The following is a 25,370-nucleotide window of genomic DNA, read 5'->3' as shown; positions in this document are numbered from 1 at the left end:
TTTCCTAAGTTATCAGTATGTTTGTGACAGATGGGGTCAATATTGAGTTTTTTAAAATTCGTCTTTAAGTATAAGAATAGCATTGTAGATCAAATCATGTTTTATGTCAGCATGATCTGTACTTTTGCCGTTATTTTCAATGTGGGCTATGTAAGAGATCCAAATCTTGCAAACCTCCTCGATCATATCATTAATGCAATGTTCTATGTTTTGTTCATCATGACAGGACTTCGTACAGCTTCTTCTATTTTTGCGTTGAAAAGAATTGAAGTAGAACATTATTCAGGGCTGGTGATCCTAAGCTATTTTGCTTTAATCATAATAGCGCGATTTGCAAGTGTTCCCGCAGTTGATCTTTTCGGTAAAGATCAGTGGATCTATCTAGGTATTTATCTGGTGTTTATTGCAGAGCTTTCCAAGAGTACCTTGTTTTTTGATAACTTCTATTTTAATCCCACTATTTTATTTGTTATCAGTTTTTTTGCATTGATTCTTATCGGTACTGTTTTGTTGATGTTGCCCCGAACAACAATAGAAGCCCCTTTGAGTTTTATTGATGCACTATTTATGGCGACAAGTGCTGTATGTATTACGGGACTATCGGTGACAGATATTTCAACTAACTTTTCTCTCTTTGGACAAACAATTATTCTGGTGTTGATCCAGATTGGTGGATTGGGAATTATGACTTTTACCGGTTTTTTCGGATACTTCTTTTCAGGTGGTTTTTCGTTCAAGAATCAATTGATGTTTGGCGAAATTCTTGGTGAAAATAAAGTGGGATCGGTGGTTAAAACACTTCTCACGATAATTTTTATTACATTATTATTTGAACTTCTCGGTGCTTTATTAATCTTTAGCACGCTAGATGCAACTCTTTTTCCTTCTCTGGGAAATCAGGTGTTTTTCGCTATTTTTCATTCTGTATCTTCTTTTTGTAATGCTGGTTTTTCGATCCTAACGGATGGAATCACCAATGATGGCTATAAATTTAATTACAACTTCCAATTGGCTTTGTCTGTATTATTTATACTAGGTGGATTGGGTTTTGGGATCGTATTGAATATTTATTCCTATGTAAAAGATTCTTGTATTTACTGGTATCATCGGTTGGTGACGAAGAAGAATTATAAGCATAAAGCTTGGAACTTCAGTTTTAATTCAAAATTAGTGCTGGCGTGTAATGCGGTTGTCGTTGTGTTGGCAACAATATTCTTTTTTCTGTTAGAGCGGAACAAGACTCTTTCTTTGGAACAGGGGCAGATGGGCGAGTGGATAACCTCATTTTTTATGGCCAATGCTTCGCGTTCGGCTGGATTTAATAGTGTTGATCTCTCATTTGTATCCATGCCCACAGTCTTGTTAATTATCCTACTCATGTGGGTAGGAGCATCTCCTGGTTCCACTGGTGGTGGTGTTAAAGTTACGACCATTGCGGTGTCTATAATGAATATCATTGCTTTGGCAAGAGGAAAAGAGCATATTGAACTTTTTAAAAGACGGATCGCAGGCGAATCTGTACATAAAGCATTTGCCATTATTCTATTGTCGCTATTTACGATCGGTGTGAGTTTTATGCTGCTGGTTTTTTCAGATCCTGATAAGAGTTTTAAAGCATTGTTATTTGAGGCAGTATCTGCCTATACGACCTGTGGGCTGAGCTTGGGAATTACACCATCTTTGAGTGTTGCAGGTAAATTTATTGTAATGATGACGATGTTTGTCGGTCGTGTCGGTACATTGACATTATTGGTGGCTTTTATTAAAAATATAACACGAAGAAATTACACTTTTCCAGAGGAAAAGATACTCTATTAATCGAATTTATATGAAATATATCGTTTTAGGACTAGGGCATTTTGGACGATCACTTGCAGTTCATTTGACAGAATTGGGGCATGAGGTGATCGGGGCGGATAAAAGTCTGATTATTGTTGAGCAATTAAAAGATAAAGTAACACATACGGTCTGTCTGGATACAACAGACCGGGAGGCAGTATCATCTTTACCGCTTAAGGACTGCCATGCCGTTATTATTGCTATTGGAGAGGATGAAGGAGCTTCATTGCTAACAGTAGCTTTAATGAAACAATTAAAAGTAAAGCGAATCATAGGAAGAATTGTTTCGGACCTTCAGAAAACAGTGCTTGAAGCAATGGAAATCGCCGAATACATTATGCCAGAGGAAGAGGCTGCAGAAAGGCTAGCGATGCGTTTGGACAATATTGATATTGTAGATTCATTCAAAGTATCTGAAAAATACAGTATTATTGAGACAAAAGTTCCATCAAAATATGTTGGAATGACCCTTCGTGAAGCTAACCTAACTAATCTTTTTAAAGTGATCGTCATGACAACACTCAAGATAACCGAGGTAAAAGATAGCATCAAAAAGAAAGAAATTAAGGAGGCTTCGGGTATAGCGACTTCGGAAACATTATTGGAAGAAGGGGATATATTGGTTCTTTTTGGTGAATTGTCGAATATTAATAAGCTTATCCAAAAAGGGGAATAGGAGAAATAAGTCTTGGGTTTGGAAAATAATATAAATTGTAAAATCAAATGTATATTTTTGGTTTTCGTAAGTTTTAATAACCTAATAATATAAATGAAAAATTGGTTTAAGGAAAATTCAGCACATCTTATCGTGATAGCGATTTTTGTAGCGCTTGTATTCTTTTATTTTACTCCAGTGTGGCAAGGGCAGACTTTGGCACAAAGTGATGTTGTGCAGGCTCAAGCTGCACAGAAGGAAATGTTCGATTATAAAGCTCAAGATGGAAAAGCTCCGTTGTGGACAAATTCAATGTTTGGTGGCATGCCCACTTATCAAATCTGGTCTGCAAGTGAAAATAATATTGGAACCTATATCTTAGCGGCGGTCAAAACCGTTTTTCCACAACCCATTGATATCGTTTTATTTTATTTATTGGGAGGGTATTTCTTATTGAGTGTATTACGTGTTCGACCATGGCTAGCCGCATTAGGCGCCGTTGCTATTGCGTTTACATCTTATAATTTTATTTATATCGAAGCTGGACACGTCACAAAAGCGTATGCTATTGCTTTTATTCCTGCTGTCATAGGAGCGGTGATCATGTGCTTTAGAGGGAGCAGAGTTTGGGGCCCAGTTCTGTTGGCCTTATTTATGGCTCTTGAGATCCGTGTCAACCATTTACAAATGACTTATTATATGCTTATCGCATTGATGGTTTATGTAATCTTTGCCTTGGTATACGCCATTCGTGATAAAAAGATCAAGGAGTTTTTTATTGCTTCGGGTTTACAGTTGGCTGCAGTAATTGTCGCTATTTTAGTGAATGCTTCGATTTTAATTCCGACTTATGAGTACAGTAAATTAAGTACACGCGGTCACGCCAATATTACTAAAGTGGATGCCTCGAAAGAAAAGGGATTAGATAAACAATATGCTTACGAATGGAGCCAAGGTGTAGGAGAAACATTGACATTTTTGATTCCGAATGCGTATGGAGGAGGAAATAGTGGTATTTTGGATGAAAAGTCTAATGTCGCAAAGTTTTTGCAGTCTACTTTTGGAGCACAGGGAATGAGCACTGTTCAGGCAGGTGAATTCGCAAGTAGAATGCCGGTTTATTGGGGAGACAAACCATTTACTTCTGGTCCATGGTATTTTGGAGCTGGTGTATTGTTTCTTTTCATTTTAGGTCTATTTATTGTCAACAATAGACTAAAATGGTGGATTCTTACAACAACTGTCCTAATTTTATTGCTGTCGTTCGGAAAGAATTTTACATTGGTTTCAGACATATTCTTTGACTACTTCCCGATGTACAATAAGTTCAGAGCGGTCGAGTCGATATTGGTGATCGCGGCAATTTTGATTCCATTGATGGCGGTGTTAACGTTGAATGAGTTGATCACAAAGGCAGATAAAATTGAGAAATTAGATAAGAAAGTACTGTATACTTTTATCGGATTAGGTGCTATTTGTTTACTTGTTGCTTTTGTACCAGATCTATTTTTAAGTTTTAAAAAGAAAGAGGATGTGCAATTGCTGGAGCAACTGACAAGCCAGGTCGGTGATCAGGCAGTTGCAAATCAGTGGTTAAACAATTTAATAAAAGATCGTTCGGCAGTGGCGAGTGCAGATGCGTATCGTTCTTTTGCCATCGTTTTGATTACCTTTTTAGCAGTATGGTTTTTTATTAAGATGAAGCTTTCTGCAAATGTTTTGATTATTGGATTGGCGGTTGTTTTTCTGTTTGATCTCTGGAGTGTCGATAAGCGCTTTTTAAATGACAAATCATTTGTAGAGAAACGCATGGTAACAGGTCAGGCTTTTCAAGAGCGGGAGGTCGATCAATTGATTCGTATGGACAAGGATTTGAGTTACCGTGTCATTGATTTAACCACAAATCCATTTTCAGATGCCCGTGCGTCATATTATCATAAATCTTTAGGTGGTTACCATGCTGCGAAATTGATGCGGTTTCAGGAGATTTTGGAGAACCAATTTAATGGAGCTATAAACGAAGACGTGTTGGATATGTTTAATGTCCGTTATGTCATTACAGGAGATGAACAAAAGGGGCAACGGATACAACGTAGAAGTTCTGCTGCTGGAAATGCCTGGTTTGTTGATCAAGTAACATTTGTTAAAGACAATGCGCAGGAGATGCAGGCGATTGGTAGTTTCACTCCTTCAAAAGAGGCTTTTGTTAGTGAAGAATTTAAAGATAAATTTGACGGTAAACGTTTAGGTTTGCCCGTTAATGCATCGATAAAGCTGACTTCTTACCATCCTGATAAAATGGTTTATGAATATTCTACTCCTACAGATGCATTTGCTGTATTCTCTGAGGTATATTATGAAAAAGGCTGGAAGGCTTTTGTTGACGGTAAAGAGGTGCCAATTATACGTGCTGACTATATTCTGAGAGCATTACAATTACCAGGTGGGAATCATAAGGTCGAGTTTATTTTCGATCCGGCATCTCATAAGCTCGGTAATATATTGACATTAATTGCGTCCATAATTTTAGGATTAGGGATTGCTGTTGCAATTTACTTCTCAATCAAAAAGAATAAAAAAGCAACAATCTAGAAAGATTGTTGCTAAAAATAATTTTTTAAAAACCTTTAGAATAACTTGAGCTGTGGATCAGTTATTCTAAAGGTTTTTCTATGATGTGGTGTTATTCCTCTGGCAAGTACTGCACTTCTGTGCTTGACTGTAGGGTAGCCCTTATTGTTTAGCCAATCATACTCAGGATAATCTTTTGCAATATTGTCCATATAATCATCACGGTACGTTTTAGCTAAGATGGATGCTGCCGCAATAGATAAATATTTTCCGTCACCTTTAACAATACAATTATGGGGGATTTCCTGATAGGGAATAAATTTATTACCATCGACTAAAATGTACTCGGCTTTTAATTTTAATTGATCCAGAGCTCGATGCATGGCGACATAAGAGGCATTATGAATATTTATCCGATCAATCTCTTCTGCGGAAACGCTAGCTACTGCATATGCTAAAGCCTCCTGCTCTATAATACTGCGCAATTGCATTCTTTTTTTTGCACTAAGCTGCTTGGAGTCATTTAATACTTCATGATGGTAGTCTTTTGGGAAAATCACTGCAGCAGCAAAAACTGGCCCCGCCAAACAACCTCTCCCAGCCTCATCACAACCCGCCTCTATAAACTCATCTTGAAAATATGATAATAGCATTTTATTTATTTTTGAGTAGCAAAAATACAATATATTATTAATAGCAAAAGGATGTGTTTATAGTAGCTTTATATATGAATTGTGGTATTTGATTTTTTGAACAAAATGCGAACGATTTTTTATACTTCGATTCATCTTTAAAAAGTTTTTATTAGCCCGCCAACTGTCGTGAAATTAGGTTTTATTGTAACTATTATGTTAAAATTTAGGTTTTACGTTTATTAACACTACTATTTTCTTCTTTTGTATAAGTATCAAATGAATATAACCCTGTGCTGTATACGATCGTTGTTTACCTGTTGGCTTTATTCTTTATGTTAGAAAGATTCAGTACAGCGTATCATGAGATGAATGGGAAGATTGGGTTGATTTATTTGAGCCTGGTGGGATTACCACACAGAATAAGAACCGATAATTACAAAAAGATGTATATGATGAGGATTACTTTCCTTTTATTTTGCAGTATGTTATTGAGCTGGGTTGCTCAAGGACAGACGAAATCCGTTCAAGGGATGTTGAAAGATGACAAGATTCGTGTTGTCGCTGGAGCTTCAGTAAAATTGATTTCAGATCAAGATTCCCTAGTAACCAGTTCTTCGATTGCCGGTATATTTATTTTTAATAATGTAAAGGCGAGTAAGTTTAAAATTTCTGTTTCAAACTTAGGTTTTGAAAGATTTGAGCAAGAGTTTACCTATCCGGAAGGAGAAAGTAAATACATTATTCCAAGCTTTACATTAAAGCCGGCCTCAGAATTATTGGAAGAAGTGGTTATTGATGGTGTGCCGACTATTGTTGTTAAAGGTGATACATTGGAATATACCATGAAGGATCTAAAATTACGAGATGGATCTGTGGCCGAAGATGCGTTGAAGAAATTACAGGGAGTTGAGGTGGATAAAGACGGTAATGTAACTGCTCAAGGTGAATCCGTGAAACGTGTACGCATTAACGGTAAAGATTTCTTTGGTGGGGATGTCAAAACTGCAACACAGAATCTTCCTGCCAATATCATTGAGAAGATGCAGATTGTTGATGACTATGGAGATATGGCCAATATAACAGGCAACAAAAATGGTGATTCGGAGAAAGTTTTGAATATCCAGATTGATCCCAAATATAATAAAGGGCAAATGGCAACTTTACGTGCTGGTTACGGTACAGAAGACCGTTATCAAGCTACCGGTATGTGGATGGGTATGAGAGAAGGAGAGCAGATTTCTATTTTAGGAAATCTTAATAATACAAATGCACCATTATTTGATTTTAATACTACCGGTGGGGGAGCTCGCCGTCAACAAGGTGGTGGAGGTCGTCGAGGTGGCGGTATGTTTGGTGGATCAGATGGTTTGACAAAATTGGGCTCAATTGGTTTGAATGCAAGGAAAGATTTTTCGGATAAGCTGACTGTTTATGGAAGCTATAGCTACAGTCATAGTGATAATACTACTTTGTCCGAGCAATTTCAAGAGATTACCTTGAGAGGTATCACGCAAAATGATAGTATAAAGTCAAACTCAAATAATATTGGTGCCAGTCATCGTTTCGAGGCCAATCTGGAATGGAAACCATCGACAAAGGATTATATTAAAATAACACCTCAGTTTGGATTTGATGATGGTGATGCGAATACAGTAACAAATTCGATTACTTTTAGAAATGAGGAATTTAATAATTCGCAAGATCAAAGTATTTTTTCAAATTCAACGGCCCCGCGTTATGGTATAAGTGGTTTATATAATCGTAAGTTGAATGAAAATGGCCGTAATATTTTCATGAATATGAATTATAATAACGCCAAAACAGATAAGGATCAAAATGCAATATTACAACGATTATTGGAAGATCCTAATAATGCTGATGCCTCTTTAAATTCAATCTACGAGAAAACTATCCAAGAAGCAAAAAATAAGAGTTGGAATGCGGGAGGTTCATTGAACTACACAGAACCTTTGTCAAAGAACGGTAAATTAGAATTTACATATGACTTCAATAAGAATAAATATGATAATTCAAACCAACAACAGGGTTATGATAAAGATGAAAATGAGATTCTTAACGATCCTAAATTGAACTTTGATTATAATTATGACTACTCGTTCACAACGCATAGAGTTGGAGCTAATTATTTGTATAGTGGAGAAAAAGTAACTTATTCCATTGGTGCGGCCGCGCAACCGTCTCAATTAAGAGGTAGTGCCTTGAGTTCAGATTTATCTGTACCTATTCATCGTAATAACTTGAACTGGATGCCAATTGCACGGTTTGAATACAAATTTTCGCGCCAATCTAATATTTCCCTAAATTATAGTGGATCAACAACTGAGCCATCAGTAACACAGATTCTTCCGTTTGATATGAGTACCAACCGTACCAGTATTGTTATGGGTAATGCGAATCTAAATCCCGAGTTTAATCATCAAATGAATATTAGATTTCGTAAAAATGATTTTCAGAAGGGAAATAATTTCTTTGCTTTTGTAAATGCAAATTTAGCAGAAAATAAAATTGTAAGTTTAAATAAATCATATTTGGGCCGTTTAAAGAATAGTAATACAGGAGGAGTCGATACTACTTTAATTTCTGAGACGCGCTATCTCAATGAATCAAATGATCATCCATTTGGAATTAGTTCCTTCTATCATTATGGTAAATCTTTGAAAGAAAAGACGTATAACATCATGTTGATGGGAGGTGTTTCTTATAACAAAAGAATAGGCTATTCATCAACAGATAGTCTTGATAATATTGGTTTGAAAAATGTGTCTAGAAATATTGTATTCAATCAAGGATTAATGTTGCGATATAATCCTTCAGAGAATCTGGAGATTAATCCTGGAGTTAGGTATCAATATAATCATACTGAAAATTCATTAACAAATAGAACCACTAATATTTCATCTTGGACACCAACCTTAATTGGTTCTGTAAATATTACCCCTACCACAATTTTCGGGGCGGATTTGTCAAAACAATTCAATCAGGGTTATGGGGATGGTATAAATGCTAATCCATTTATCATCAATACTTATGTGGAACAAAAGTTTTTAAAAGGTCAGCGTGGAACAGTGCGCTTACAGGCATTTGACCTCTTAAATGAGCAAACAAATGTTTCCAGAACAGTTAGTGAATCTATGGTTGTCGATAGTCGTACTAATAGATTGGGACGTTACTTTATGCTATTATTCACATATAAATTTCAAAAATTTGCATTAGGCTCTCCGACAGGAGATGGTGGCGGTCATGGAGGCATGCGCCCGCCACGCATGTAAGCTTACCACCTACCTATCGAAAAACAAGTGGATAAAATGGTTCTGATCGTAAGATCAGAACCATTTTTTGTTTGGTGCTATATCCCATCCACGTCATTTTTCGACTGTTATAGAATTCGACTGTTTTTATTTAGTTATTTTTGCCACTAAACGAATGCATTATGATCACATTTGAAAAATTAACGTCTGAAAATATTGATATCATTGTTGCTATGATGCAAGATTTTTATGCAATTGATGGATATGATATCGATCCTATTGTAAGCCGAGAAAATTTTAGAATTTTTCTTGACGATGAAAAGCTGGGGCAGTCTTGGCTAATTAAAGAAAATGATTTAGTCCTGGGGTATATTATTGTTGTTTATTTCTTTAGCTTTGAATTTAAGGGAACGGTAGCTTTGCTGGACGAATTATATTTAAATGCTGATGCAAGAGGCAAAGGTTTAGGTAAAAAGGCTGTTGAGTTTGTCAAAGAATATGTTCAGGACAAGGGCTGTAAATTGGTTCTGCTAGAGGTTGAACCGCATAACTTACCGGCACAAAAATTATATGAAAGTCAAGGTTTTGGTTTTCATCCTAGAAATATAATGCGATATGGCATTAAAAATAATTAAATAGAATCTCCAAATTAATATATGGAATACGAAATAATACGCTTATCCAATGGTATCCGTGTGGTTTTTCAACCGCAAAACCTACCGATTACACATGCTTGTATGTTAATCAATGCAGGGTCAAGAGATGAAAAAGAAGGTAAATTTGGCGTTGCACATTTTATTGAGCACCTACTTTTTAAAAGAACTGAACGTAGAAGTACGAATCAGATTTTAAACCATTTGGAAGCTGTTGGTGGAGATCTTAATGCCTATACGACAAAAGAATATACATGTGTACATGCATCATTTTTGACCCCGTATTTGGATAAAGCTTTAGATCTATTTGAGGATATCTTTTTTCATTCGACTTTTCCTGAGGAGGAATTAGATAAAGAGAAATCGGTTATTGTCGATGAAATGGCTTCTTATCTGGACAGTCCTGAAGAATCTATTGTAGATGATTTTGAAGATCTATTATTCAAAGGAGCTGGTTTGGGGCATAATATACTCGGTCTTGAGGATCAATTGTTGGCACTTACAAAAAGCGATATTCATGATTTTATTCAGTCAAATTACGATACAAATGAAATCGTGATTTCGATTACAGGAAATTATACGGTTAAACAGGTCGAAAGGCTTGCCAATAAAATTTTTGCATCCGTTGCTGAAAATAAAATTCAGCGGGAGAGGAATGATGTTGTTGCGGTGCCTGTATCGCATGTCGAGATTCCTAAACCAATTAATCAGGTCCATTATATGGTCGGTGCACATGCATATAGTTTTAGAGACGACCGAAAAACAGGTTTATTGTTATTAAATAATATGCTGGGAGGAATGGGGATGAGTTCGATATTGAATCTTTCCATTCGTGAAAAATATGGAATAGCTTATACAATCGAATCTAATTATACCATGTTTTCAGATTCGGGCTTATTTAGTATTTATTTGGGAACAGATGAAGAAAAGATAGAGAAAGCAAAAAAACTTGTTTTTAGGGAGCTTAATAAATTTTGTGAAAAGGAGATGAGTGCTGTACAGCTTCAGAAAGCAAAACGCAAATTTATCGGTCAGATCGCACTTTCAGAGGAAAACAGGATGAGCATGATCATTGCTGCGGCAAAGAATGTGATGGACTACAACCAGATTATTGAACTAGATGTTATTATTGATAAAATAAAAGCGATTTCAACGACAGAATTATTGGAAACATCACGGGAGATTTTAGATCCCGCTCGCATGACATCACTGAGTTTTGTTCCTGAATCTTAGTGTTTAATTTTTTTATTCCTTAAAGGAATTTAAGAGATGCATAAACGGATTGACTGTATACGATTTCATGAATTAAAATATTAAAGTATAGGTAACGCGTACAGCTTCTGATATTCGACTTTATGATATTGTATATAAAAGACAATTTATCTAAGTTTGTGCATTAGAACAGATAATTTTAAATATGAAAACAGCATATGTATTTCCTGGTCAAGGCGCTCAATTCGTAGGAATGGGGCAGGACCTGTATAATCTGAATGAAGAAACAAAAGCTTTATTTGAAAAAGCAAACGATATATTAGGGTTTCGTATTACCGATATTATGTTTGCAGGAACTGATGAGCAGCTGAAACAGACCAACGTTACTCAACCAGCGATTTTTTTACATTCAGTGATTTTAGCGAAAGCCTTGGGAGATCAATTTCAACCTGATATGGTTGCAGGTCATTCTTTAGGTGAGTTTTCTGCTTTAGTATCAGCGGGAGCTTTGTCTTTTGAGGATGGATTGAAATTAGTGTCACAACGTGCTAACGCGATGCAAAAAGCTTGTGAATTGGAGCCTTCCACTATGGCTGCGATTTTAGGTCTTGAAGATGCTGTTGTGGAGGATATTTGTGCAAAAGTGGATGATGTAGTGGTTGCGGCAAATTATAATTGTCCAGGTCAATTGGTAATTTCTGGCTCTATCGCCGGAGTAGATAAAGCTTGTGCGCTTTTGACCGAGGCTGGCGCTAAACGTGCTTTGAAATTAAATGTTGGCGGTGCTTTTCACTCTCCATTGATGGAGCCGGCTAAAGTTGAGCTACAGGCAGCAATCGAAGCGGTTGAAATTAACACGCCGATTTGTCCTGTTTATCAAAATGTGGATGCAAAGCCATATACAGATGCAGCAACGATAAAAGAGAATTTGATCGCACAGTTAACTGGTGCAGTACGTTGGACTCAAACAGTTCAAAATATGTTAGCAGACGGAGCAGAAGCTTTTGTCGAAGTAGGCCCGGGCAATGTGTTACAAGGTTTGGTGAAAAAGGTGAACCGTCAGGTACAGACTTCTGCAGCAAGTATTGCGGAGTAATTACTTTAAGAATAAATAGAAAAAGTCGCCCATAGGCGGCTTTTTCTATTTATTACGGAATAAGATATAATGATCTTTCATGACTTGATTGACAAAATCATTAGGATGCATCGTTGATTTAACATCCATAATGTTTTCTAGTTTCTGAGTAAGGGCTAAAAGAATATTGTAGTCTTTCCTTCTGACAGCGCCATCGTAAATCTCCTTTACCTTATTTGCATCTTGATCGCTCAATTTAATTACTTGCGGAAAGATGATGTCTTTTTCTGATGGGACATCCTCAAAGATGGTCTGTTGTAGGTTTAATTTTGCTTTTAAACTAATGACAGATGTCTCACCGGATAAATCGCCAATACGTTGTCCATATTTGGATAGGGCAATTGAAGTAATTGCAATCCCGCCCATACACATCCAGATATCAACCAGAGAAAATGTCCAACGGGCAAAATATTGATAAAAGTTGGCGCGGGTTCCGTCGATCTTAACCACTTTAATTTTCATGATTTTCTTTCCTATGCTTTGTCCTGACATTGCGGTTTCCATAACAATAGGATAGAAGAGGGCGGGAAGTGTCAATAATGATAGAATACCAAAGAATAACCAGGAATCTCCCATATTAATATGGAAAGAGTCAAGAATGACAATTATTAAGATATAATAAACAAGAATAATAAAGTAATCAATAGCAAAAGCAATAATTCTAGAACCTAATGAAGCTAAATTGTATTCTATTTTTACGTTCTGTGGAGTATTTATTAATAGTTTATTCATATATTTGAAATAGCCGGTTTAAAATTTATATTCATGAGAGAAGCATCATTCATCGAGCGAAATAAGGAAAAATGGTTGTCAATTGAAAATAATTTATCCATTCATGTTGATGTTAATCCCGATGAACTGGCGTCAAATTATATTGAACTCACCAATGACTTAGCCTATGCACAAACTTTCTATCCAGAAAGTAGGACAAAAGATTATTTAAATGAGTTGGCCATTTTAGCACATCAAAAAATATATAAAGATCAGAAAGCTTCTGAAAATAAACTTAAGCATTTTTTTTCATATGAAATACCTTATGCTGTTTGGGAAATGCGGCGGCCGTTGTTGTTTTCTTTTTTGATTTTTCTTTTGGCGAGCATTATTGGGTTTTTATCTGCTCACTATGATGAAAATTTTGTGCGGTTAATTTTAGGAGATGCCTATGTCGATCAGTCCATTGATAATATCCGAAAAGGGGATCCTGCTGCCATTTATGCATCAGGGAATAATTTTGGATCTGCACTAGCGATCACCATTAATAATGTAAGGGTAGCTTTTTTAGCTTTTACGTTTGGTGTTTTTTTTAGTGTGGGAACGGGTTATATTCTTTTCTCTAACGGTATCATGTTAGGTGCATTTCATTATATGTTTTATGAATACGGGGTTTTACAAAAGGCGATGTCTGCCATTTGGATACACGGAACTATAGAAATTTCTGTTATTATCATAGCAGGAGGTTGTGGTTTAATGTTAGGTAATAGTTTCTTGTTCCCAAAATCATATAGTAGAATGGAAGCCTTTATTCGAGCGGCAAAATTATCAATGAAGGTTTTAGCGAGTACAATTCCATTTTTTATACTTGCTGGTACATTAGAGGGGTTTGTTACCCGTTACTATCATATTTCTATGACCATGTGCTTGCTGATCATAATAATTACATTGGTGATGATTTTATATTATTATATTCTACGTCCTTTTCAATTAGCTAAAATTAATCAATGGAAATAAATTTCGAATTTCAGAAGGAACGTAAAATTGGCGATTTTTTACAGAGTTTTATCGATTTGTTAAAAATTGTTTTGGGTCATTTTGTCGGAACAGTTTTTAGTGTTTCAATTATACCCTTGAGTATCACGACAATCCTCTATTACTATTTATCTACAAAAATTACATTTTCATCCGAAAGTGATTCCTTTGAAGATCTTAACGTGTACTTATGGGTAAGTCTTCTGTGTGTTACTATCCTATTATTAGGATTATACATTTACGGTATCTGCATCGAATATTTTATTTTATTGAAGAATCAAAAAAATACGGACTTTACAGGTAGAGATTTATTGAACGCATTTCGAAACCACATCGGTATGTACGTGAAGTTTTTCTTCGCGTCTATGTTGGTCGTCTTAATAATTGGTATTCCCGCGGGAATAGCTATGATTATTCTCATGTTTATTCCTTTGTTTGGCAGCTTTGCGATTGGAATCTTATTTTCAATAATTGGATTGTGGTTTTTCTGCTCGTTCTTGTTTTATCGGGAAGGATATTTTTCTTTGACGACGACTTTTTTAGAGACATTTAATGTCATTCGAAAGAATATTGTTCAATATGGTATTGCCACTTATATTGTTAGTTTCATTTTTCAAGTAGTCATGATGATGTTGACTTTCATTCCAGGATTAATCATCGGGCTAATTTCCTATAATTTCTTGGAATTTGATAGCTCTTTTTTCGATGGATCTTTTGGGAAAATGTTAATGACCATAGGAGCGCTCCTTGTAACTCTTCTGACAATTTTTTTATATATGGGAGGTGTTCTGGCAAATGGGATCATCTACGAAACGGCGAAAGATTTTAAATATGGCGATCGTATCTATGCGATGATTGCAAATTTGGGAGGGAAAAATGATGAATAGATATTTTTTTGTTATTCTTTTATTTTTCACGACAGCTAGCTATGCAAATAAAGACTCTATGCGTATGGCTATGCCGAGTATAGATACATTAAAGCAAAGTCGCGTCGATATTTGGAACAAGAATTTGTTTCAGGAAATTCCGAAAGATAATCGTGCTGCTACAGTAACGATTACAGATTATAAAAGTGTCTTGGATCGCTATCAATCCGAAGAGTTTATCTATTCTGAGAATATTAAAGATAAAATTGGTTTTTTTGATCGTTTAATGACCCGTTTCAATCGTTGGCTAAGCAGTTTGATGCCCAATTCTTCTTTTAATTATAATGAAGAGTTTTTCTATTTCTTAGGAATATTAGGTTTAGCGGTATTGATTTATATCTTTTATAAATTAATTTATTCAAGGGATAGCTTCTTTAGAAAAGACAATAAAGAGCCTGAAACAGAGGGTGTTCAAAATTTGGGGTATGTAGAGAAGAATTTGATGAATACTGATTTAAAGCCCTATCTCGTTGATTCGATTAAGGATAGAAATTATACACTCGCTATTCGTTATATGCAATTGTTAAATATTCAAAAACTAGCACATGCTCATGTGATCAAGTGGAAGTATAGTAAAACAAATAATGATTTTGCAAATGAAATTTCAGACTCAGTTTTAAAAAATGAGTTTATTAAATGCACTCGGGTGTTTGAATATGTTTGGTTTGGTGATTTTAATTTAACTGCTGCCGATTTTGAGCGTTATCAACAAGATTTTAAAAATTTTCAATCTAAAATCTCATGAAAGGCTCGTTAAAATTTAGCATATTTATTTTTATAATTGTATTCGTTGCAATCGGTATCATTGATCTAACGAGTAAGAAACCTATTATTTGGGACAGAACATTTGATCAAAAAGATAAAAATCCCTTCGGACTTTATGTGACCCATGAAGAGCTTCCACATATGTTTGACAAACAGGCGAAGGTTATCGATATTAAAGAAGATCTATTTACCTACTTTGAATCAGACAATAGACTTAATGCTCCAAAAGAACAGCTGTTGTTTATTTCAGAAGCGTTTGACCTTGGTGATGCTGTTAATAATCGCATATTAAAATTCGCGACAAATGGCGGCAAAGTTTTTATTGCTGCCGAGCAGATCAATCAAAAATTATTAGATACGTTACAGGTTGATTATGAATACTTCTATGATAATCAAGATGATATTGAGGAAGAAATAAAAGTTGAGCTTACCCAAGATGGGATACCTATTTCTTTTAATAAGAGTACTTTGGATTATTCGTTCACCAAACTACCAAAGTCTGCAACGATCTTAGGTGGTTTGCGCTATAAGGAACATTTGTTGCCGAACTTTATTTCTTTAAAAATAGGTAAAGGGAGCATCATGCTACATATTACACCCGAGTTATTTGGTAATTATTATTTGTTGAACAATCAAAAGCAATATCAATATGTCGCCAGAGCTTTTAGCTATTTGGATGGACAGACTATTGGGTGGTATGATTTTAAGAGTAAATATAATGAATCGAAAACACCGCTTCGTGTTCTGTTAAATCATATGGGATTGAGACAAGCATGGTATTTATTGCTAGTCAGCTTATTATTGTTTTTAATTTTTAAGAGCAGAAGAGAGCAGCGCGCTGTTAAAACAGTTCTTCCAGAACCTAATTTGTCTAAGCAGTTCTGTGAAACCATTGCAACATTATATTATGAAAATGGTTCTCCGGAAAATATGGTTCACAAAAAGATTGATTATTTTTTACATGATATTCGCAAAAAATTTCATGTTGATACATTACTTATTCATGAAGAAGAATTTTTAGAGAACTTGTCTGAACGCTCTGGTGTATCAAAAGAAATAACAGCAGAAATGATTCAATTGATAACACAATGCCAAAAAGGAAGTCATTTTACAGAACAGGATTTAAGAAATGTCAATACTAAAATAGAAGAATTTAAAGTTAAAGCAGAAATGTAATGAGTGAATTTGAAAAATATATGCCTTTTGAGAATCGTTTAGATTTGACGGTTCTATATGATAAAATGGCAGCTGTAAAAGCTGAAGTAAAGAAAGTGATAGTTGGTCAGGATCAACTCTTGGATATGCTATTGATTTCGATCCTAGCATCAGGTCACTCTTTGATTGAAGGTTTGCCTGGAGTGGCGAAGACATTATCTGCGAAATTGGTTTCAAAAACAATTGCTAGTGATTTCAAACGAATTCAGTTTACACCGGATTTAATGCCTTCAGATGTCACAGGTTCTTCTATTTTGGATTTAAAGACGAATGAATTTATTTTTAAGAGAGGACCTATTTTTGCGAATATCATCTTAATTGATGAAATAAATCGTGCTCCTGCCAAAACTCAGGCATCTTTATTTGAATCTATGGCCGAACGCCAGGTGACAGTTGATGGGGAAACTTATTTTTTACCGACCCCGTTTATTGTATTTGCAACACAAAATCCAATTGAGCACGAAGGAACTTATCGACTTCCAGAGGCACAATTAGATCGTTTTCTTTTTAAAATAGATGTTCATTACCCTGATCAAGAACAGGAGTTGTTGATTTTAAAGGAGCATCACTTACAAAAGGCGCAAGATAAAGAAGCGTTGGTTCAACAGGTTGTGTCTTCGCAAGAAATTGCTGATTTTCAGCGTTTGATCAAATCCATATATGTACATGATGAAATTTTGGTTTATATCGCTCATTTAATTTCTAAGACCAGAAACAATCCTAATTTGACATTAGGTGCATCACCTCGAGCTTCAATTGCTATTTTGGAATCTGCTAAAGCTTCAGCAGCACTAAATGGTCGTGATTTTGTCACACCTGAAGATATTAAAAAAGTTGCTTTTGCGGTTTTAGGACACCGTGTTATGCTGACTCCTGAGAAGGAAATGGAAGGTTTCACAACAGATTACATTATTGATCAAATCATTGCTAGTATAGAAATTCCGAGATAATGAAGAAGCTCAAACAACTGTATTTCACAAATCGATTTTTTTATGGTCTGCTGACCATTGCAACATTTTTTGTTATTTCATTTTTTGTGAAAGTGTTGTTTATTCCTGTAGCTATTCTTTTTTGGATCTTAACTGCCGTGATGATCTGGGATTTGATATTCTTATTTTCTGGTAAAGGGAATGTTTCTGTGATACGGAATTATCCAGAAAAATTTTCTAATGGTGACGAAAACCCACTTATTATCAGAGCCGAAAGTCGGTATCCCCGTCGGATATTCGTTCGTATATTAGAAGAATTTCCAGTGGAATTACAGGTTCGAGATAAAGATTTTGAAATTACATTATCCCCTTTCTTAGAAAAGGAAATTCATTATAGTCTGAAATTGACACGTCGGGGTATTTATTCTTTTGGAAAATGTTGTGCTATGGCTCGTTTTTTGGGTTTTTTTGAAAGAAGGTTTGCAACAAATGATACCTTAAGCATTCCATGTTATCCTTCTTTTATTCAATTACGTAAATATCAGCTTTTAGCCACGACCAACAGGTTGAATGAAATGGGTGTTAAGCGTATTCGAAGAATTGGTGCAGCCATGGAGTTTGATCATGTGCGTGATTATGTGCAAGGAGATGATTACAGAAGGATGAATTGGAAGGCTTCAGCCAAAGTTAAGAAATTGATGATAAATCAATTTGAAGAAGAAAAATCACAACCCATTTATAGTTTCATTGATACTGGACGAGCGATGCGTATGCCGTTTGAAGAGATGACATTATTGGATTATGCCATTAATGCTACTTTAGTTTTATCAAATGCGGCTATTTTGAAACATGATCGTGCAGGTATGCTTACTTTTTCAAAAGAGATCGGTAATCAGGTTGTTGCAGAGAAACGTAATAATCAAATGATGCGGATTTCAGAGGCACTCTATCACATTCAAACCGAATTTCAAGAGTCTGAATTTGGCAATTTATATACTTACGCGAATAAACATATTAATAAACGTTCTCTTATCTTTATTTACACAAATTTCGAAACTTTGGACGCTCTTAATAGGCAGTTGGCTTATTTAAAAATGCTCAATCGTTCCCATATCTTAGTGGTTATTGTATTTCAAAATACAGAATTGGATGAACTCGCGAAAAGTTCGCCTTACAGGACGATTGAAATATATAACCAAATTATTGCTGAAAAATTCATTTATGAGAAAAATCTCATTATTCAAGAATTGCATAGAAACGGAATTCAAACAATTTATACAGCACCAGAAAATCTAACCATCAATTCGATTAACAAATACTTAGAGATTAAAGCACGAGGTCTTATCTAATCAGTCTGTAGAGAGATTAAACTACCATATCATAAAAACACAGCAGGCTCATCATATGATGAGCCTGCTGTGTTTTTATGAGTGTAGCCAAATTTAAATGACTATAAACCAAAAGCTGTCTTTACCTTATCAATAAAGTCCAGTTTTTCCCAAGTAAATAGCTCAACTTCAACTGTTTTTTTATCACCGTTAGAATTTTCAAATTCTTTCGTTACAGTTTTTGGGGTTCTACCCATATGTCCATATGCTGCGGTTTCCGAATAAATTGGGTTTCTTAGGCCTAGCCTGGTTTCAATACCGTAAGGAGTCATGTCAAAAATTTCAGTGATTTTATCGGCAATTTGACTATCGTTTAATTCCACTTTGCTTGTTCCATAGGTATTGACATAAATTCCCATAGGATCTTTTACACCAATCGCATAAGAAATCTGAACTAAAATTTCATCTGCAATACCTGCGGCAACTAAGTTTTTAGCGATGTGACGTGTTGCATAAGCAGCAGAACGGTCTACTTTTGACGGATCTTTTCCTGAAAAAGCTCCACCGCCATGTGCACCTTTACCACCGTATGTATCAACAATAATTTTGCGACCTGTCAGACCGGTATCACCATGTGGTCCACCAATAACAAATTTTCCTGTTGGGTTAATATGAAACTTGATATCACCATTAAATAATTCTTGCAGTTCAGGTTTTAATTGTGCTTTCACCCTTGGGATTAAGATATTTTTAATATCAGCTGTAATTTTTTCACGCATCTCTTCTTCTGATGAAAAATCATCGTGTTGTGTAGAGATCACGATGGTGTCGATACGTGCTGGTTTATGATCTTCCGTATATTCTAACGTTACTTGTGATTTAGCATCAGGGCGTAAATAAGTAATTTCCTTATTTTCACGACGTAATGCCGCTAATTCATAAAGTAAGCGATGCGATAAATCTAAGGCCAGTGGCATATAGTTATCCGTTTCATTGCTTGCATATCCAAACATGATTCCTTGATCGCCGGCACCTTGATCTTGCTTTGCCTTACGGTCTACACCCTGATTAATATCTGCCGACTGTTCATGGATAGCTGATAATACACCACATGAATTTGCTTCAAACATATATTCAGACTTGGTATAACCAATGCGCTCTATTACTGCACGTGTTATTTTTTGAACATCTAAATATATTTTTGATTTCACTTCACCTGCAAGCACAACCTGTCCCGTTGTAACCAAAGTTTCGATTGCAACGCGTGCATCTTCGTCCCAAGCTAAAAAATTGTCAATCAGTGCATCTGAGATTTGATCAGCAATTTTGTCTGGATGTCCTTCTGAAACAGATTCGGACGTAAATAAGTAAGCCATATTACCTTTTTTAATATTATATTATAAGGATTTGCGAGGAGAGGTTATTTCAATAGAAAAGTACTAAATAGCCTTGCTATATGATGGTTTTAGCACTTTTTTACTGTGGTTGCAATCTCCTGTTATATTCTCATTAAGAATATACTACGCAAATCAGTCCACATTTTTATTGTCGACACAAAACTACAATACTTTCTGTTAAGTTTAAAGATTTCTTGTAGAATAGTTTAAAATAGCTGGATCAATTTCAATGGTATTTAAGAATTTTGACATTGTTTCAAGAAATTAGTGAATAAGCGTATATTTGATTTATGGGAGAACGTAAACAAATACTGTTTGTTATCAATCCGATTTCGGGAGGGAAGCGCAAAACATCTTTTAAGAAGCAGGTGTTGGATGTGCTTGATTTACAAAAGTTTGATCCTACTTTTCAGGAAACATCCTATGCAAATCATGCGTACGAAATTGGTTTGCGAGCTGTTGAAGAAAAGTACGATGCAGTGATAGCAGTAGGAGGCGATGGAACAATAAATGAGTTAGGATCGGCATTAGCAGAGAGCGGTATACCCTTAGGTATTGTTCCTGAAGGTTCAGGTAATGGGCTTGCCTTGTATCTTGGTATTCCCTTAAATGAGACTGCTGCAATTCGTCGAATAAATCGATTTGAATTTGTAGAGGTGGATTGTGGCACGATAAATAATAGAAAGTTTTTTAATATTGCTGGATTAGGTTTTGATGCATCTGTTAGCGAGAATTTCGCTAATGAGAATATACGTGGGCCTTTGGGATATTTGAAATCGGCAATAAACGTACTTAGTAAATATAAACCGTGCGATTATAAACTATGGATTGATGGTAAAGAGTACGAGCGTAAAGCTTTTATGATTTCTGTCGCCAATTCACCACAATATGGTAATAACGCTTACATCGCACCACAGGCATCAGTCAACGACGGGATATTAGATGTGTGTATTGTTCATCAATTTCCAATGTACATCTTACCAAAAATGTTGTTTCATTTGTTTAATAAGTCAGCGGATCAGTCCGACTACGTCGAAATAATTCCGGGAAGAAATATTAAGATTGAAGCGATTGTAAAATCGGTTGTTCACATTGATGGTGAGCCAGTTGACTTGGGGTCGAGTCTTGATATTGGTATTATTCCTAAGGCATTGAAAGTTATTTGTTAAAAAAAGTTATGAGTAAAAATAAGAAACAGCAGTATGAGGGCGTTGTATATTCAACAGATAACAGTTTTGAATATCAATTTTCAGAGTTATTAGAGGACCTAGAAACACTTCCTAATCAAAAGCAACAGCTCAAAGTTCAATTGGATCGTAAGATGCGAAAAGGGAAAGTTGTCACACTCGTTACCGGATTTAAAGGTAAACAAGAAGACCTTGAAGCGTTATGTAAGTTTTTAAAACAGAAATGCGGTGTTGGAGGAAGTGCTAAAGATGCTGAAATAGTTGTACAGGGAGATTTTAAACAGAAAGTTGCTGATCTGTTACTTTCTGAGGGATACAAAGTAAAATTGGTGGGAGGTTAGTATTCCATTATTTTAGCCTTAAAAAGGTCATATTGATCAGGGGTAATCTTTGTAAATGACTGAAAATTAATAAGTAATATTCGTTTAAACATAGATGGAAAGTTTTTTGATAGACGTAGATAGGTGAGTGAGCGGTTACTTGAATTTGCAATTAAATCGTTTGTTTTCTTGCATATCAAAAAAAAAATGGTTTTCATTGTAAAAAATTTATTGCTTTCTCCTGATAAAAGGGATTAGTCGTATAGATTCAAAGTCGGAACCGCTGAGGTGATAACTTAATATTAAGGAATTGTAAAGGGAATTTAAAGTCTCTTTTATATTTCTAATATATTTCGCTTTAAGATTTTAAATATGGCATAAAAGACTATATTTGCTTGACAAATTTTAAAACGAATACATATAACAAGCATATAATTAAAAAAAACATATTATATTTAACAACAGTAAAAAACTAAAAAATTAGAAAAATGGCAAACGCACCTAAAACAAGTCCTGCTGCAAAACAAGAGAGCAATAATTCAGGTTCTTTCTTTGCACAAGCTGCAATTATCATTTGTTTCATTCTCGGTTACCTTTTATGGAAATTTGTGATGGGTAGTCCTTCAAACTTTCTTGATAATAATCCAGAGAACCAACCTTTACCAGGTAACTATTTAGGAATGGTTTATCACGCAGGTGCTGTAGTACCGGTTTTATTAGGTTTATTCTTCATGGTATGGGTATTCTCTATTGAGCGTTTCATTGTAATTGGAAAAGCTTCTGGAACAGGAAATGTTGGTAATTTCGTAAGAAAAGTACAAGTATTAATTAATGGCGGTAATTTAGATTCAGCTATTGCTGAGTGTGACAAACAAAAAGGTTCTGTTGCAAACGTAATCAAAGCTGGTTTAGTAAAATACAAATCAGTTTCTGCTGATACTGCTGTAGATACTGAGAAAGCAACAATTGCAATTCAAAAAGAGATCGAAGAAACAACAGCATTAGAAATGCCGATGTTAGAGAAAAACTTAAACGTAATCGCTACATTAGTTTCTATCGGTACATTAACAGGTTTATTAGGTACAGTAACAGGTATGATCAAGGCCTTCAGTGCGTTAGCAACAGGTGGTACTCCTGATTCAGCTAAATTAGCAAACGGTATTTCTGAGGCCCTAATCAATACAGCGACAGGTATCGGTACTTCAACAATTGCGATTGTAATGTACAATATCTTAACAGCTAAAATTGATAAATTAACTTATTCAATCGACGAAGCTGGATTCTCAATCGTACAAACATACGCTGCGAACCACAAATAGTAATTATATGATGTTTTTGAAAATTATTTTATGGAATAATTGTTTCATTAGCATCATATAGAAAGAGATTGAATAATTAATTTATAAAGAAGTTTAAAATGGGTAAAGCAAAAATAAAAAGAGCCAGTACATCCATTGATATGACCGCGATGTGTGACGTATCATTCTTGCTTCTTTCATTCTTCGTAATGACATCTACAGCGAAACAACCGGAAGCATTCGAGGTTGATACGCCGGCGTCTACCACGAAAGATAAATTACCAGATTCAAACGTAGGTATTATTACGGTTGGGGATAAAGGTAAAATATTTTTTGGTGCGACAGACCGCGATGTTAGGGTTAAAACTTTAGAGAAAATGTCATCAAGATATGGCGTTAACTTTTCTCAACAAGATTACGACCAGTTTGCGTTGATGGAAAATGTCGGTACTCCTATGAAAGCGATCAAGCAAGTGTTGGCAATGGAGCCAAGCAAACGTCTTGAGCCTGGTGTTCAGAATGGTATTCCTGTCGATAGTACAGAAACATTATCTAATGAATTATACCAATGGATACAAACAGCACGTTTAGCTGCAGAAGAGGTAAATAAGGCAAAAGAAGGGGAAAAGGATTTTGTTTATCCAGGACCATTGAAAATTGCTATCAGAGCTGACGCAACGGAAAAGTATCCTTCAATTAATGCGGTAATCGAAACATTACGTAATCAAAAGCAAAATAAATTCAGTTTCATTACTGGTTTACGTGCTGAAGATAAATAATGTTGATTTAATAAAAAGACATAAATGGCAGAATTAAATCAAGACAGTGGTAAGGGTGGCAAAGGCGGAAAAGTAAGATCTAAGAAAAACGGTGGTAAAGTCGATTTGACAGCCATGGTAGATTTAGCATTCTTATTAATTACCTTCTTCATGTTAACTACGTCTTTAAATAAACCACAAGCAATGGACGTTGCGATGCCTGATAAAAATAAAATTAAGGATGAACAATCTGAAGTACTAACAGCAGATAACCGTTCCGTAACGATTTTATTAGGATCTGACAACAAAGTTTCTTGGTATTATGGACAGGTAAAAGCACCTATTGAAGGTCCAACGGTTACAGGGTTCGGAGCAGATGGAATACGCAAGGTTTTAATTGAGAAAAAAGCTTACGTTCCTCGTGTTTCTGGCGGAAAAGATGTAATCGTGATTATCAGACCTAGCGATATGTCTACACAAAAAGATCTTGTTGATATTCTTGATGAGATGAAGATTGTAGATATTAAGCGTTATATGATTGCGAAGATTAGTCCTGAAGAAATAGATGTTTTAAAACGTGATAATATTTATAATGACTAAGTTAGTTATTATAGAAATCACGAAAACTATAGAAATATGATTGGGTCAAAATTAGATATTTTTAAAAAGGAATGGCTTGATGTAGTATTTCAAGGCAGAAACAAGGAGTATGGTGCTTACGAGCTTCGTAAGCTTGCTCCTAAAGCTACCAACGTAGGTTTGTTGGCTGTAGTTGTTGCCGTGGTACTATTGAGTCTTCTGAAATTATTTGGAGGTAGCTTATTTCCTGATAAACCTGTTGAAGCCCCTCCAGTTGTTACTGAAGTGACTTTAGAGGATTTGGAGGAAATTAAACCACCTGAACCAGAAGAAGAAGAGCCACTTCCGATTGAGGAGGAGAAGCCTCAGCAAGTGGCGATGGACATACCAAAAGAAGATTTGGTACGTTTTCCAGAACCAAAAGTAGCTCCGGCTGCACAAGTGAAAGAAGAAGTCGCTGCTCAAGAAGAGTTTAAGGATGATAAAAAAACTCCTGCTCGTTTAACTTTAAAAGGTAGCGCAACAGGTTCTTCAGTAGCTCGTGGTGAGTTCGGTACTAAAAAACAAGATGGTGCTATTACAGGTGTTAAGAAAGGTGATCCAAATGGTGATCCAGATGGATTAATTTCCTTCAATGCTGTAGAGGTTCAACCATTGCCTCCTGGAGGTATGGCTGCTTTTATGAAGTGGGTAGGAGAAACTTATGAATATCCTTCTGGCGCTTTAGAAAATGGTATCATGGGTGTAGTTGAGGTATCTTTCGTTGTTGAAAAAGATGGTAGTTTAACAGATATTTCTGTAAAACGCGATCTTAAATACGGAACTGGTGATGCTGCAGTTAGAATGTTGAAAAAAGCTAAGAAATGGAAACCAGGTATTCAAAATGGTCGTCCTGTTCGTGTAGCTTATACATTACCTATTCGCTTAAACACACAAAATCAGTAATTAGTGGC

At 35.5% G+C, this 25,370-nt stretch carries 22 protein-coding genes; 19 read left to right on the top strand and 3 right to left on the bottom strand.

Features of this window, described 5'->3' with window-relative positions:
- Window positions 1-96 precede the first annotated feature (96 nt).
- From HCX49_RS18150 to HCX49_RS18140, 3 genes are all read left to right on the top strand, one after another.
- On the top strand, window positions 97-1,818 hold the full coding sequence (locus tag HCX49_RS18150) for a TrkH family potassium uptake protein (protein ID WP_237682845.1): 1,722 nt from the start codon (window positions 97-99) through the stop codon (window positions 1,816-1,818).
- A gap of 10 nt (window positions 1,819-1,828) precedes the next feature.
- A complete protein-coding gene (locus HCX49_RS18145) occupies window positions 1,829-2,515 on the top strand; it encodes a potassium channel family protein (RefSeq protein ID WP_132770008.1) in 687 nt (228 codons plus the stop codon).
- 93 nt (window positions 2,516-2,608) lie between these two features.
- Entirely contained in the window at window positions 2,609-5,086 is a 2,478-nt protein-coding gene (locus tag HCX49_RS18140; protein ID WP_168127817.1) for a YfhO family protein, read from the top strand.
- Between the two features lie 35 nt (window positions 5,087-5,121).
- Here HCX49_RS18140 and HCX49_RS18135 read toward each other — a convergent pair whose 3' ends face one another.
- Entirely contained in the window at window positions 5,122-5,718 is a 597-nt protein-coding gene (locus HCX49_RS18135) for a ribonuclease HII (protein WP_132770006.1), read from the bottom strand.
- Between the two features lie 431 nt (window positions 5,719-6,149).
- Between HCX49_RS18135 and HCX49_RS18130 the strand changes: the two genes are divergently transcribed.
- From HCX49_RS18130 to fabD, 4 genes are all read left to right on the top strand, one after another.
- A complete protein-coding gene (locus tag HCX49_RS18130) occupies window positions 6,150-8,990 on the top strand; it encodes an outer membrane beta-barrel protein (RefSeq protein ID WP_232789374.1) in 2,841 nt (946 codons plus the stop codon).
- 161 nt (window positions 8,991-9,151) lie between these two features.
- Window positions 9,152-9,604: a GNAT family N-acetyltransferase gene (locus HCX49_RS18125; RefSeq protein ID WP_021190724.1), complete on the top strand. Its 453-nt coding sequence runs from the start codon at window positions 9,152-9,154 to the stop codon at window positions 9,602-9,604.
- A 21-nt stretch (window positions 9,605-9,625) separates the two neighbouring features.
- Complete coding sequence (locus tag HCX49_RS18120) at window positions 9,626-10,855, top strand: M16 family metallopeptidase (protein WP_132844380.1); 1,230 nt, start codon at window positions 9,626-9,628, stop codon at window positions 10,853-10,855.
- Window positions 10,856-11,039: 184 nt separating this feature from the next.
- Complete coding sequence (gene fabD, locus HCX49_RS18115) at window positions 11,040-11,930, top strand: ACP S-malonyltransferase (RefSeq protein ID WP_132770002.1); 891 nt, start codon at window positions 11,040-11,042, stop codon at window positions 11,928-11,930.
- A gap of 45 nt (window positions 11,931-11,975) precedes the next feature.
- Here the strand turns inward: fabD and HCX49_RS18110 are convergent, their stop codons facing one another.
- Window positions 11,976-12,701, bottom strand: a complete 726-nt coding sequence (locus HCX49_RS18110; protein WP_168127816.1) for an RDD family protein — start codon at window positions 12,699-12,701, stop codon at window positions 11,976-11,978.
- Window positions 12,702-12,734: 33 nt separating this feature from the next.
- Between HCX49_RS18110 and HCX49_RS18105 the strand changes: the two genes are divergently transcribed.
- Genes HCX49_RS18105 through HCX49_RS18080 form a run of 6 tightly spaced genes read left to right on the top strand, consistent with a single transcriptional unit; the run spans window position 12,735 to window position 18,899 of the window.
- On the top strand, window positions 12,735-13,697 hold the full coding sequence (locus HCX49_RS18105) for a stage II sporulation protein M (RefSeq protein ID WP_132769998.1): 963 nt from the start codon (window positions 12,735-12,737) through the stop codon (window positions 13,695-13,697).
- Window positions 13,688-14,602 (top strand): ABC transporter permease, encoded by a 915-nt coding sequence (locus HCX49_RS18100; protein WP_132769996.1) that lies wholly within the window; start codon window positions 13,688-13,690, stop codon window positions 14,600-14,602. The genes HCX49_RS18105 and HCX49_RS18100 overlap by 10 nt, the downstream gene beginning before the upstream one ends.
- Window positions 14,592-15,386: a DUF4129 domain-containing protein gene (locus HCX49_RS18095; RefSeq protein ID WP_132769994.1), complete on the top strand. Its 795-nt coding sequence runs from the start codon at window positions 14,592-14,594 to the stop codon at window positions 15,384-15,386. The genes HCX49_RS18100 and HCX49_RS18095 overlap by 11 nt, the downstream gene beginning before the upstream one ends.
- Window positions 15,383-16,582 carry a DUF4350 domain-containing protein gene (locus HCX49_RS18090; RefSeq protein WP_168127815.1) on the top strand — a complete coding sequence of 400 codons (1,200 nt, stop codon included), beginning with the start codon at window positions 15,383-15,385 and terminating at the stop codon, window positions 16,580-16,582. Before HCX49_RS18095 ends, HCX49_RS18090 begins: the two co-directional genes overlap by 4 nt.
- Window positions 16,582-17,571, top strand: a complete 990-nt coding sequence (locus HCX49_RS18085) for an AAA family ATPase (RefSeq protein ID WP_021190716.1) — start codon at window positions 16,582-16,584, stop codon at window positions 17,569-17,571. The genes HCX49_RS18090 and HCX49_RS18085 overlap by 1 nt, the downstream gene beginning before the upstream one ends.
- Window positions 17,571-18,899, top strand: coding sequence for a DUF58 domain-containing protein (locus HCX49_RS18080; RefSeq protein ID WP_168127814.1), 1,329 nt, complete (start codon window positions 17,571-17,573; stop codon window positions 18,897-18,899). The genes HCX49_RS18085 and HCX49_RS18080 overlap by 1 nt, the downstream gene beginning before the upstream one ends.
- Before the next feature lie 101 nt (window positions 18,900-19,000).
- Here HCX49_RS18080 and metK read toward each other — a convergent pair whose 3' ends face one another.
- Complete coding sequence (gene metK, locus HCX49_RS18075) at window positions 19,001-20,254, bottom strand: methionine adenosyltransferase (RefSeq protein ID WP_021190713.1); 1,254 nt, start codon at window positions 20,252-20,254, stop codon at window positions 19,001-19,003.
- A 311-nt stretch (window positions 20,255-20,565) separates the two neighbouring features.
- On the opposite strand from metK, the gene HCX49_RS18070 reads away from it, so the two are divergent.
- The 6 genes from HCX49_RS18070 to HCX49_RS18045 all read left to right on the top strand — a co-directional run bounded on the left by HCX49_RS18070 (window position 20,566) and on the right by HCX49_RS18045 (window position 25,362).
- Complete coding sequence (locus HCX49_RS18070; RefSeq protein WP_132769988.1) at window positions 20,566-21,444, top strand: diacylglycerol/lipid kinase family protein; 879 nt, start codon at window positions 20,566-20,568, stop codon at window positions 21,442-21,444.
- Between the two features lie 8 nt (window positions 21,445-21,452).
- Complete coding sequence (locus tag HCX49_RS18065) at window positions 21,453-21,803, top strand: translation initiation factor (protein WP_132769986.1); 351 nt, start codon at window positions 21,453-21,455, stop codon at window positions 21,801-21,803.
- Between the two features lie 467 nt (window positions 21,804-22,270).
- Window positions 22,271-23,101, top strand: a complete 831-nt coding sequence (locus tag HCX49_RS18060; RefSeq protein ID WP_132769984.1) for a MotA/TolQ/ExbB proton channel family protein — start codon at window positions 22,271-22,273, stop codon at window positions 23,099-23,101.
- 98 nt (window positions 23,102-23,199) lie between these two features.
- Window positions 23,200-23,859 carry an ExbD/TolR family protein gene (locus HCX49_RS18055; protein ID WP_021190709.1) on the top strand — a complete coding sequence of 220 codons (660 nt, stop codon included), beginning with the start codon at window positions 23,200-23,202 and terminating at the stop codon, window positions 23,857-23,859.
- 24 nt (window positions 23,860-23,883) lie between these two features.
- Window positions 23,884-24,438, top strand: a complete 555-nt coding sequence (locus HCX49_RS18050) for an ExbD/TolR family protein (RefSeq protein WP_021190708.1) — start codon at window positions 23,884-23,886, stop codon at window positions 24,436-24,438.
- 36 nt (window positions 24,439-24,474) lie between these two features.
- Window positions 24,475-25,362, top strand: coding sequence for an energy transducer TonB (locus HCX49_RS18045; RefSeq protein WP_132769982.1), 888 nt, complete (start codon window positions 24,475-24,477; stop codon window positions 25,360-25,362).
- The last annotated feature ends 8 nt before the right edge of the window (window positions 25,363-25,370 follow it).

The organism is Sphingobacterium sp. B16(2022) (assembly GCF_012030425.1).
GTDB lineage: Bacteria > Bacteroidota > Bacteroidia > Sphingobacteriales > Sphingobacteriaceae > Sphingobacterium > Sphingobacterium anhuiense.
Note: the sequence above shows the minus strand (reverse complement) of the source record. Positions and strands in the feature narration are given on the sequence as shown.